Source organism: Roseovarius sp. 217 (assembly GCF_000152845.1).
Lineage (GTDB): Bacteria > Pseudomonadota > Alphaproteobacteria > Rhodobacterales > Rhodobacteraceae > Roseovarius.
The window spans coordinates 2,259,593-2,270,957 of sequence record NZ_CH902584.1 but is presented as its reverse complement, the minus strand read 5'-3'; the positions used below and the strand labels follow the sequence as shown (position 1 = coordinate 2,270,957).

11 protein-coding genes are annotated in these 11,365 nt (G+C 61.1%); 5 read left to right on the top strand and 6 right to left on the bottom strand.

The features are described from left to right. Nucleotides 1-733 precede the first annotated feature (733 nt). A complete protein-coding gene (locus tag ROS217_RS10840; RefSeq protein ID WP_009817780.1) occupies nucleotides 734-1,366 on the top strand; it encodes a LysE family translocator in 633 nt (210 codons plus the stop codon). A 33-nt stretch (nucleotides 1,367-1,399) separates the two neighbouring features. After that, the gene (locus ROS217_RS10835; protein WP_009817779.1) at nucleotides 1,400-2,455 is read left to right on the top strand and encodes an Atu2307/SP_0267 family LLM class monooxygenase; all 1,056 of its coding nucleotides are present in this window, start codon (nucleotides 1,400-1,402) and stop codon (nucleotides 2,453-2,455) included. Here ROS217_RS10835 and ROS217_RS10830 read toward each other — a convergent pair. Next, nucleotides 2,442-3,344, bottom strand: a complete 903-nt coding sequence (locus ROS217_RS10830) for a LysR family transcriptional regulator (protein WP_009817778.1) — start codon at nucleotides 3,342-3,344, stop codon at nucleotides 2,442-2,444. The two genes, ROS217_RS10835 and ROS217_RS10830, sit on opposite strands and share 14 nt — an antisense overlap. A gap of 138 nt (nucleotides 3,345-3,482) precedes the next feature. Between ROS217_RS10830 and ROS217_RS10825 the strand changes: the two genes are divergently transcribed. Further along, complete coding sequence (locus tag ROS217_RS10825) at nucleotides 3,483-4,115, top strand: glutathione S-transferase (RefSeq protein ID WP_040651342.1); 633 nt, start codon at nucleotides 3,483-3,485, stop codon at nucleotides 4,113-4,115. Between the two features lie 27 nt (nucleotides 4,116-4,142). Continuing rightward, nucleotides 4,143-5,777 carry a pyridoxamine 5'-phosphate oxidase family protein gene (locus ROS217_RS10820; RefSeq protein WP_157046583.1) on the top strand — a complete coding sequence of 545 codons (1,635 nt, stop codon included), beginning with the start codon at nucleotides 4,143-4,145 and terminating at the stop codon, nucleotides 5,775-5,777. Here ROS217_RS10820 and ROS217_RS10815 read toward each other — a convergent pair. Beyond that, entirely contained in the window at nucleotides 5,747-7,321 is a 1,575-nt protein-coding gene (locus ROS217_RS10815) for a VOC family protein (protein ID WP_009817774.1), read from the bottom strand. The genes ROS217_RS10820 and ROS217_RS10815 overlap by 31 nt on opposite strands. A 271-nt stretch (nucleotides 7,322-7,592) precedes the next feature. Here ROS217_RS10815 and ROS217_RS10810 point away from each other — a divergent pair, with 271 nt between their 5' ends. Continuing rightward, the gene (locus tag ROS217_RS10810; RefSeq protein ID WP_009817773.1) at nucleotides 7,593-7,994 is read left to right on the top strand and encodes a RidA family protein; all 402 of its coding nucleotides are present in this window, start codon (nucleotides 7,593-7,595) and stop codon (nucleotides 7,992-7,994) included. A 68-nt stretch (nucleotides 7,995-8,062) separates the two neighbouring features. On the opposite strand, the gene ROS217_RS10805 is transcribed toward ROS217_RS10810, so the two are convergent. The 4 genes from ROS217_RS10805 to ROS217_RS10790 are packed head-to-tail and all read right to left on the bottom strand — an operon-like array spanning nucleotide 8,063 to nucleotide 11,324. Beyond that, nucleotides 8,063-9,025, bottom strand: a complete 963-nt coding sequence (locus ROS217_RS10805) for a pirin family protein (RefSeq protein WP_009817772.1) — start codon at nucleotides 9,023-9,025, stop codon at nucleotides 8,063-8,065. Between the two features lie 31 nt (nucleotides 9,026-9,056). Beyond that, nucleotides 9,057-10,652 carry an MFS transporter gene (locus ROS217_RS10800; protein ID WP_040650536.1) on the bottom strand — a complete coding sequence of 532 codons (1,596 nt, stop codon included), beginning with the start codon at nucleotides 10,650-10,652 and terminating at the stop codon, nucleotides 9,057-9,059. Continuing rightward, nucleotides 10,636-10,935: a GNAT family N-acetyltransferase gene (locus tag ROS217_RS10795; RefSeq protein ID WP_009817770.1), complete on the bottom strand. Its 300-nt coding sequence runs from the start codon at nucleotides 10,933-10,935 to the stop codon at nucleotides 10,636-10,638. The genes ROS217_RS10800 and ROS217_RS10795 overlap by 17 nt, the downstream gene beginning before the upstream one ends. Beyond that, complete coding sequence (locus ROS217_RS10790; RefSeq protein ID WP_009817769.1) at nucleotides 10,932-11,324, bottom strand: DoxX family protein; 393 nt, start codon at nucleotides 11,322-11,324, stop codon at nucleotides 10,932-10,934. Before ROS217_RS10790 ends, ROS217_RS10795 begins: the two co-directional genes overlap by 4 nt. Nucleotides 11,325-11,365 lie beyond the last annotated feature (41 nt).

Genomic DNA, 11,365 nt, shown 5'->3' with positions numbered 1-11,365 from the left:
ATGATAGTCGTGGGTGTGACACGCAAACGTATAAGGTTTGTGTCAAACACGACAATTGGGCGTTTCCGACACGAGCGTTTTGTGGGATCATCGCCCCTGCCCGCACGATACTGACGCCGACCGGGTCCTGTCAGAATTCGGGGGGGAAATGGCGGACTTATCAGGGTTCGAACCTCAGGCCTCTGCCTTGGGAGGCGCTATCAAGACCTTTCCCATAATCGCCATAGAACGCGACGGAGCACGACAGGACGCTGAATAAAATTGTCTTTTTCGTACATCGCGCCAAAGTGTCCATCCAGAAACAGGTCGCAGATTTCGCCCTTCTGCTCACGTCATGCGTTCGTGCGAAGGCTGAGGGAAGATCAGAAAGGTCTGTCGTCGCCTCTGCCGCCGGGATGCCGATGGCCGCAGCCTGCCTGAGGCATCAGACCTCATTCTCGGTCAACCCCGGCAGGGTCGGATTGTCCGGTTTCACGATCAGGGTCGAAGCACAGCCCTGACGGCGTGTCTCAACCGACGTCTGCGAAACCCTGGACTCTGGCCGCGCTGCCGTCAGTCCCCAAGGTGACAGCAAGACCGGCACCATGACCGCAGCCACTGCGTCGCAGGGGTCAAAGTTAGCTGTTACATCAAGGTCTCAGGTCCCACGCAGCACGAAGGACAGAACCATGATCAATCCCTGCCCGACCCATTCCGCGACACCTGCATGTCATCTGCCTGATTTGGCGGCGTGATGGAGCTTTCCGCATATCTCACCTTTGTGATCGTCAGCACGGCACAGGTTGCGACACCGGGACCATCCACGTTGTTCATCGTCAACAATGCCATCGCCCACGGGTGGCGCCGTGCATTGGCCGCGCTCAGCGGCGATCTGATCGCCATCGCGCTGCTGGCCACGCTTTCCATTGTGGGTCTCGGCACCTTGCTGACCACCTATCCCACGGCTTTCCTCGTCCTGCGCCTTGCCGGTGCGGCCTATATCATCTGGCTCGGTCTGACCTTTCTGCGCACGCCCCCGCCACGACCAGACCCATCAGCCGTCGGATCAGCAGATGCGCGCAGTAGCCTGCTGCTTTGGGTCCATTCATTCGGCGTCGGCATAAGCAATCCGAAAGCCGTTCTTTTCTTCGCCGCTTTGTTCCCCCAGTTCATCCCTGCAGGAAGTGGTCCGGCAGTCCTTGCCATATTGGTATCGACTTTTGTTGCAGTGAAACTGGTCGTTCTGGGCGGCTATGCGCTTGGGGCACGACATGCTGTCCGACTGCTCAGCAAGCCCGAGCACGCGCAGCGAGGCCGGTTGCTGACGGGCATCATCTTTCTGGCTTTCGGGGCATGGATGGTCTGGTCTGCCTGGGGCGACATCTAGACCCCCCGCGATTCACACGGAACAGGAAACGTTATGGAAATAGGTATCGACAGTTTTGCCGCGATCTTTCCCGATCCCGCCACTGGCAAGGTTCCAGCACAAGCCGACCGCATGGCGGCACTGCTCGACGAAGTCGTGGCCGCAGATCAGGCAGGGCTGGACGTGTTCGGCATAGGAGAACATCACCGACCGGAATTTCTGGATTCAGCACCCGCTGTCATTCTTGCCGCCGCCGCCGCCCGTACCAACCGGATCCGGCTGACAAGTGCAGTGACCGTCTTGAGCGCTGCCGACCCCGTGCGCGTGTTTCAAGAGTTCGCAACCCTCGACCTGATCGCCAAGGGGCGTGCCGAAATTGTCGTCGGCAGAGGGTCGTTCGGCGAGGCCTTTCCCCTGTTCGGTCTGGACACGCGGGCCTATGATGCACTGTTCGCGGAAAAACTCGATTTGTTCCTGAAACTGCGCGATGAGACCCATGTGACATGGGACGGACGCTTTCGCCCTGCGCTGACGGGTCAAGGTGTTTTCCCGCGTCCGCAACAACACCGCCTGCCGCTCTGGCTGGGCGTGGACGGCACCCCACAATCCTTTGCCCGCGCAGGGCAGTTGGGCCTTCCGTTGATGATTGCAATCATCGGCGGCCGTTTTGATCGTTTCCGGCCTCTGGTCGATCTCTACCGTGAGACCGGCCTGCAGGCGGGGCACAATACCGACCAGCTTTCGGTGGGCGTTCACGCGATGGGTTTTGTCGGCGACACCGACACGGCAGCCAAGGATACGTTCTATCCCGGCTGGGCGCACATGACAGAGACCATCGGACGCGAACGTGGCTGGTCAGCGCCCACGCGCCAGCAGTTCGACGCGATGGCCGGCCCCGAAGGCGCGTTTCTTGTCGGGGGGCCGGAAATGGTGGCCGCAAAGATGCTTCATGCCAGTGAAGTATTGGGCGGTCTTTCACGCATCACCTTCCAGATGAGTACAGCTTCGCTTGAAACCGCGGCAATGCAACGTTCCATCGCACTTCTGGGCAATGAGGTTGCACCAGTCATCCGCAAGGCCACGGCAGGTGCGGTCGTCACCGTTCACTAAGGATGGCATTCTGGCGCAGGCGGTCGGCAGCAAAATCGATGAAGCTGCGGATCTTGGCAGGTGCCCGACGCCCTTCTGCGTGAACGAGATGAATCGGAAGAGGCTCTGCCTCTTCCGCCTCCAGAACCGTCTCGAGGGTTCCCGCTTCTAGATCAGGGCCGATCTGATAGGACAAGACCTGACAGAGCGCCCATCCCCGCCGCGCAACGTCGATGGCGGCGGCGACACTGCTGACCGCCAGTCGCGGTTCGATCTTGACGCTTTGCGTGCCGCCGTTGCCAAATCTCAAATGGTGTCCGGCATTGAGCGGAGCAATCGACACGACCCTGTGTCCCGCGAGGTCCTCCAGAAAATTCGGGCGTCCGTGCGAGGCAAAATACGACGGAGCGCCGCAAATCACCCTGCGCACCTGTCCGACCCGCACCGCAGTCAGCCCGGAGGATGGCAAAGGCCCGATGCGAAGCGCGACGTCAAAACCTTCCTCAATGATGTTGACCAGTCGATCGACCATCAGCACATCGGCGGTAACGCCCTTATGTCGATCCAGAAAATCCAGCAGGACCGGCGTGATGTAAATGCGCCCGAATTCCTGAGGACAGGTGATGCGCAACTGCCCGACGGGGGCCGCAGCCGTACCCGTCGCCGCCTCGTCTGCGGCTTGCAATGACCAGAGTATTTCTCTGACATCCTGGAGATAGGCTCTGCCAACATCGGTCAGCCTTACGGTCCGGGTGGTCCGGGTAAACAGCCGGGCGCCAAGATGCGCCTCGAGCGCGTTGATCCCCCGTGTCGCCGATGGCGCACTCATTCCGGCCACGCGCGCACCGGCGACAAAACTTTCGGCTTCGGCCACCGCGACAAAGACCTTCAAGGTTTGAAGACGATCCATCCTGCCCACCATTAATGCAGATCGTGAAATACTGACTTACAGAATAAGGTTATTATTTTATCTTTAGGGATGTTCTACCTCTGTGTCTATCGAAGGCTGCAAGACAGCGGCCTGTCGCCCACACAAAAGGAGACCACCATGCCCGCCAGCAACGAAGCGCCCGTTCTTCTCTACCGAAACCCGAAATCCGGGCACTGTCACCGCGTCGAGCTGATGCTGTCGCTCTTGGATGTGCCCTATGAAAATGTCGATCTCGACATGGCGAACGCCGCGCACAAAGCGCCCGAATTCCTCAGGCTGAGCCCGCTTGGGCAGGTTCCGGCAATCGACGACAATGGAGCTGCGCTGTCGGATTCCAACGCGATCATCACATATCTGGCCGAACGCTACGGCGACGCCGAAGAGTGGCGGGGTCAAACCCCATCAGAAAAGGCCGAAGTCCAGCGGTGGCTGTCCATAGCAGCCGGAGAGATTGCGTCAGGGCCCTGTGCCGCGCGATTGGTGACCCTATTTGGCGTGTCCCTTGACCACGAGGCCGCCAAGGCGAGAGCACATCGCCTCTTCCATATGATGGAGGCGCATCTTACAGGCCGCACATGGCTCGTGGCAGAGCGGCCCACGCTGGCCGATATCGCTGGCTACAGCTACATCGCGCACGCCCCCGAGGGTGCAGTCAGCCTTTCCCCCTATCCAAATATCCGCAGATGGCTCTCGGGCATCGAAGCACTGCCGCGCTTTGTCGGCATGGCACGATCACCCGTGCTGGCCTGACGGTGCCTCGGACCAAGGAGCATCATGATGACCAACCACCACAATCCCTTTCATCAAGGCGAACTCGAGGCGCAGCGACGTGCCAACGTAGGTGATGTTGCGTCTTGGGCCGGCGGGTTCATCCGCGACCACATGCCGGATCAGCACCGTGACTTTTTCACGGCACTGCCGTTTCTGGTGGTCGCGGGTGGCGACAGCGCCGGCCGCCCTTGGGTGACACTTATGGAAGGTCGGGAGGGCTTTATCCGCTCGCCCGACCGGCACAGCCTGAAGGTGGATGCAAACCTGCACCACCAGGACCCGCTCCACGACACGTTCGCCCCCGGTTCTTCGGTGGGGATGCTGGGGATCGAGTTGTCAACGCGTCGGCGAAACCGGTTGAACGGCATCGTCACAAGCTCTGGCAAAACCCTCGCCATCGACGTCCGGCAAAGCTTTGGGAATTGCCCGCAATACATTCAGGAACGCGAATGGTGGCGGAAACCGCTTTACGACATTCCAAAGGCGCAGGTTTCCAGACAACTGGACGCGCGCCAGAAAGCGATGGTCGCGGCAGCTGACACCTTCTTCATAGGCACGGGATCGTTCGGAGCGAATGGCCAGCCCTCATCAAACGGCTACGACGCCTCGCATCGCGGCGGTCCGTCGGGGTTTGTCCGCGTCACTGCCGACGGGACGCTGCTGATCCCTGATTACGCAGGCAACAAATACTTCAACACGATCGGAAACCTCCTGCGAGACCCGCGCATGGGGCTTGTCTTCGTTGAGTTTGAAACCGGTCGCCTGCTGCACATCACGGGACGGGCACGGATCGACTGGGCACCAGTCGGCAGCCATGACCCCAATGCGCGACGCATGATTGAGGTGACAGTGGACGAGGTCATCGACCGCCCTGCGGCGCTGTCGCTGAGATGGCGCAGAGATGACGGGGCGCAAAGGAGACTGAAAGTCGTCGATAAGGTACAAGAGAGCGACGGCATCACGTCTTTCCATCTTGCCTCCGTCGATGGCAGCGCACTTGCGCCTTTCAAAGCCGGACAATTTCTGCCAATCGACCTGAAGGTTCCGGGACAGGCTGACGTGGTCGCGCGAACCTATTCGCTATCCGGCGCCCCCGATGCGGCAACCTACCGGATCAGCGTCAAGCGCGAGCATCTTGGCATCGCCTCAAACCACCTCGCGTCCGATGTTCATATCGGTGCCACGATCGAAACACGGCCCCCGTCGGGCGATTTCGTCATACCCGATGACGTCAGCCCGCTTGTGCTCGTGAGCGTCGGAGTGGGCGTCACACCGATGCTGTCGATGCTGCATGCCAGTGCGGCGATCGGGTCCGATCGACCAGTCTGGTTCGTACACGGGGCCCGCAACGGACGGGAACACGCGTTTGGACGTGAAGTCGATAGGCTCGTGGCGTCGCGTCCGAACCTCATGCGACGGGTCTTTTACAGCGCCCCCCTACCAACGGACACCAAGGGCGAGACATTCGATGCCGTCGGTCGCGTGGGGGCCGATGATCTCATCAGTCTCGATGCCGGACCGGATGCACATTACCTGCTGTGCGGCCCCGAACATTTCCTATCCGCAGTTCGTACCGATCTGGAACAGGCTGGTGTATCCCAAGACCACATTCACGTCGAAGCCTTCGGTCCGGTCGGCTGACCGCCCTGCGTTTCCCGAAGCCATCGGGCCGTCTCGGCGATGTCCGCTTGGGACGGCTCATGGCCCGCTGCAACCAGATGGGCTTCGACGCTGGCTCCTCGGGCCTTGAGGTCGCCCGCCAACATAGACGGCTTGTGGACCAGCGTGTCGTCGCTTCCATCAAGAAGCAGCACATGTGTCTGCGACAGATCTTCGGCGGGCGAGTCTTCCAATACCTGCATGGCGCGCAACAGGGCCGCGTGGCGCACGAGGCCTGGATAGGACTGGATCACAGCCGCAAGAAAATTCGCGCCATTGGAGTAGCCCAGAAAGACAAGCCGTTCGGCGGCAAGCCCATAGCCTCGGATCGCGCCCTCGACAAAGGCCGCAAACGCTTCGGCTTCGCTGCGGATATCCGTCTGATCAAAGGTCGCGGCGTCGATCCGGCGGAACCAGCGATTGCTTCCCTCTTCGGTCGCCCTGCCCCGCACCCCCAGCAGCGTTGCGCGCGGCGCGATACGGCGGGCAAGCGGCATCAGGTCGGCCTCGTTTCCCCCGGTGCCATGCAGCAGAACCAAGGTCGTGCCGTCCGGGTCTCGGGGCCGGTTGAAACGATGGGTAAAGGGCAGTTTGCGCACCGGGAACCGCTCTTCTCCGGGTAGGGCGAACTGCGGCAGCATGGCCTTCAGATCGTCGGCACGGTCAACGTCCGAAGGCGGCAGAAACAACGTCCGGCCAAGCGCGTCCGGCGCTTCATCGACGGTCATTCCGGGCCCGTCCGTGGCATATTCCAGCAGAATACCCGCCGGATCGCGCACATAGAGCGACACAAAATACTTTCGGTCGTGAACTTCGGTCGGCCCATGATCCCTGAGCGATAGCCGCATGGATCGAATAGCATCGGCATCCGGCGCGCGAAACGCCACGTGGTCCGGCACCCCTGCGCCAGCGACGGATGGCACGTACCCCGACACTTCCCGCACATCGACCACATCAGTGTCGGACACCATGCGGTGCGTCAGGCCCTCGCGCAGGCCCGGCTCATATCCAAACCTCGACAGAAACGATGCAGTCTCTTCCGCCTTGTCGGTCAAAACTGTAACGCCCCGCACCCGCGTGGGCGCATCAGCCAGCGCAGCCGCCGTCGGCATGTCGATGCCCACCAGCTTCACGATCAGCCCGTCGGGGTCTTTCAACCGCAGCACCGGCTCATTGAATTCGCGGGATGGTCCCTCAAACGGGACGTTGGCCGCGAGCGCTTTGGTCACCCAATCACCCAAGGATGCGGGCGACACGGCAAGCGCCACCTCCGAGACCTGTCCGATGCCGGTCCGGCCCCGTCCCGACGCCTCCCACACGAGAAACGTCAGCAGCGATCCCGGGCTGCCGATGCCGTCACCATAAATCAGGTGCAACTGTTCAGCGTCTGCATATCCGCCGGTCTGCTTTACCAGCCTGAGGCCAAGGAAACCGGCGTAAAAATCCACATTGGCCTGCACATCACCGGTAACGCCGGTGACGTGATGAATGCCAGTTGCAGATTTCGTGCTAATCGTCGCGCTCATTTTCCTGGCCTCTTGCGTTGTATTTCTGTTTTTCCGGACTTACGAAAAATCCCTCTTAAAGTCTCGGACGTCCGCGGACTTGCACCGCAAAGCCTGCCGATCTTGCTGCCTTTCCGGTTTGTGCAGCACACGGCTTGTCCCAGACACATCAAACTTCGCTTGAGATCCGCCGCTCACATCCATTGACATACGCAGCGTATCTTATTATTTCACATACGTCTCGTATCTCAAACAGTGACACCCCTTCAACCTACAAAATCCCGAGGACAAAATGAAACTCGCAAACGAAGCAATTTTCCCCGCAGACCGCCATGCGCTTTACGAAGAACACGGTTATTCGGCAGCGATCAAGTCAGGCGATCTGGTCTTTGTATCCGGCCAGGTGGGCAGCCGCGAAGACGGCTCGCCGGAACCCGACTTCAAGAAACAGGTCGCGCTTGCCTTCCAGAATCTTCAGGCTGTGCTGAAAGCCGCCGGATGTACGGTCGACGACATCGTCGATGTGACCACCTTCCATACCGACCCGGAAACGCAGTTCGCGGATATCATGGACGTACGGTCGACCGTCTTTGATCAGGCCCCCTACCCGAACTGGACCGCAATCGGCGTGAACTGGCTTGCAGGGTTCGACTTTGAAATCAAGGTGATCGCCCGCGCTCCGGCTTCGGCCTGATACAGTCTCTTCCGCCGCGCCATGATAGCGCGGCGGACGATGGTGTGCCGTGGCCGAACGTCCACCCCCTAAAACCGTTTGGGGCTTGTCCGATCCAGTGCCGCAGAAATCGGGATGAATTCGGCGTCATCCCCCGGCGGAAGGCGGAACGGTCCCTTGGTCCAATCGCCAGCTTTCCAGTCTTCCTTGGCCTGCTCGATGCGGTCTTTCGAAGACGAAACGAAATTCCACCAGATATACCGCTCCTGGTTCATCGTGGCCCCGCCCAATGCCATCAACCGCGCGCCCGCAGGCCCGGCCTTGACCGAGATGCTGTCGCCCGGACGGAACACCATCATCCGCCCCTCGTCAAAGTGGTCGCCTGCAACTTCGACGGAACCTTGGGTGATATAAAGCCCGCGATCTTCGTGGTTGTCTGGCAGAGGAAAGGCCGCTCCGGGCTCGAGAACCACATCCAGATAGAAGGTCTCGGATTGCATCGTGACGGGGCTGGTTTCGCCATAGGCCGATCCAAGGATCAGCCGCGCTTCAGCTCCGTTATCGCGCAGCACGGGCAGCGCTTTTTCCTTGTGATGCTCAAAATCCGGCTCCATTTCTTCACGATCTTCGGGCAGGGCGATCCATGTCTGGATGCCAAAGACCTTGTGGCGCGTCGCGCGTGTTTCGGCGCTGGTGCGCTCGGAGTGCGTCACGCCCTTGCCCGCGACCATCCAGTTCACCTCGCCGGGATAGATCATCTGATGCGTGCCGATGCTATCACGGTGTTCGAATTCGCCATTATACAGATAGGTCACAGTGCCGAGGCCGATGTGCGGATGCGGACGCACGTCGATGCCGCCTTCGGTGATGAATTCGGCGGGGCCCATCTGGTCGAAAAAGATGAACGGCCCCACCATTTGGCGCTCTGGCGAGGGCAGTGCGCGCCGCACCTCGAATCCCCCCAGATCGCGGGCGCGCGGAATAATGAGGGTTTCGAGCCCGTGGGTGCCAGTGGTTGGACATTCGGGGGTATGGGTCGGGTTCCAGCTCATGGAAGTCTCCTTTGCAGGTTGAGAGGGAGGTCTAATGCGATCCGATATAGTGACGCACGCGGGGTGCATCCGGTCCTTGGTGCAGGCTGCGCAGATCCGTGTGCAGGTCCATATCCGCAACACTGACCCGACCATGCTGTTCGAGGTGCTCGGCCCAACTCGGCAGGTGAAAGGTCTCCAGCCAGAGAGCAGGCTCCTCGACGCCTTGGTGAACATACCACTGTGTGGCACCGTTGCGTAGCCGCTCTTTTGCGACCGCCTTCATTCGTTTTTGAAACTCCGCCGCAGCCTCGGGCCGGATGCGGTATTCGACAGTGACCATCGCGGGCTGGTCACCACTTTGTCCACCTGCCTGCGTCGGCGCTTCGGGCCAGACGGACGCCGGGCTGTGATCCAGCACCTCGCCTTGACCGACCATCAGGTTGCGTGTGAGGACAGCGCCGACGCCAAGGCCCAGAGCGGCAATGAACAGAGCCGTTGCGATGGACGTCGCCGCCGCCACCTGCCCCCAAAGGATCGACCCCAGCGCCATGGAGCCGAAGAACACCATCAGGAACACGGCAAGCCCCCGCGCCCGGATCCAGTTCGGCAGGGCGGTCTGCGCAGAGACGTTGAAAGAGCTCAGCACGGCGATCCACGACATGCCGCCCATGAACGCAGCCGCCAGCAGGGCCACGGGGACTTGCGCCAACGCCATCAGGATCAGTGCGAATGCCGTGCCTGCGGTGCCGATCCGCACCGTCGCGTCCGAGGAGGCGACCCGCTGGAGCCGAGGCAAAAGCACGGCACCCGTCACCGCCCCCGCCCCGATCAGTGCCATCAGCGCACCGTAAAGCGTCGCTCCGCCGCCTTCGGCACTGCGCGCGATCAGCGGCAACAGGGCCCAATAGGCCGAAGCGAACAAAAAGAAGGCCGCAGCCCGCACGACAGTGGCCAGCATCGCAGGGTTGTGGCGGACATGGCGCAGGCCGGTCGCCATGTCAGACAAGAGCGATCCGGTGGGACGTCGCCGTTCCGTTTTCTCGGGCCGCCAGAGCGCCAGCGCCGTGAGAATCACCAGAAAGCTGAGGGCGTTGACGGCGAAAGGTGCGGCAAGGCCAACGCTGGCGATCAGCGCCCCCGCGATTGCCGGACCGATGGCGCGCGAGATGTTGATGCCCATGGAGTTCAGCGCGATGGCAGGCTTCAACTGCTCGCGTGGGACCAGTTGCGGCACGATGGCCTGCCATGCAGGGGCCATGAAGGCAGCACCCGTTCCAATCACCAGCGTAAATACGATCAGCAGCACCGGCGTCATCGCCTCTAGCCAGACCAGCACGGTCAACAGGCTGACAACGACCAGCAGCCCCATATTGATCCCCAGCAGCATCCGCCGCTTGTCCAAACGGTCGGCCAATGCGCCGGCCAGCAGGGCAAAGCAGAACACCGGCAGGGTCGTCGCCGCCTGCACCAATGTGACAACCGCAGGGCTGGGATCGAGCGTGGTCATCAACCAGCCCGCGCCCACATCGTGCATCCACGTGCCGATGTTGGAAATCAGCGTTGCGGTCCAAAGCAGGGCAAAGGCGGCTTGACCGAACGGAGCGTAGGCGCTGACCGCTACGGGAGCGTTACCACTGGATGACATCAGCCAGCTCTTCGCGGTGTTTCATGACATGGGCCCGCACAAAGGGACACAGCGGCACGATGCGTTGACCCTTGGCGCGCGCGTCCGCAATCAACTGTTCGGCCAGAGCCCGACCGACGCCGGTGCCGCGCATGCTGTCCGGAACATCGGTGTGATCCGCGATCACAAGCCTGTCCGAAACCTTGGAGGTGGTCAGTTCCGCCTCGCCGATCTTGCCCTCGACGGTTGCCGCATAGCGGCCCTTGCTATCGGTCTCGGTGTAGGTGATTTTTGATGATGTCATGGATACTTGTCCTCTTGGAGTCTGATCAGGATCGCCGCGGCGATCAGCCCGCCGATCAGGCCCATGTTGGCCGTGAACGCTGCGAAATTCGGAAGGAAGGCGTCCTGTGACATGCTCCAGAAATGATGAGCAAGAATCGATGCGGCCACTGAGAAGAGCACCAGCATGGCGGCCCCGACGGGCGCAAACAGTCCAGTGATCAGACTGATGGAACCGCCCAGCTGCACCAGAACCGTCATGGCGGCGACGAAGACAGGCAAGGGCAGCCCCATAGCGGCGACCTCGGCCACGGTGCCTTCAAAATCGGCAGCTTTGACCATGGCACTGGCCCAGAATGGGCATGTAATTACCATGTTGGTCGCGGTCACAAAGGCACGGCTCAGGTACATTGATCGGTCCCCTGTGTAGCGGCGCGCACCCTGCGCCCGCC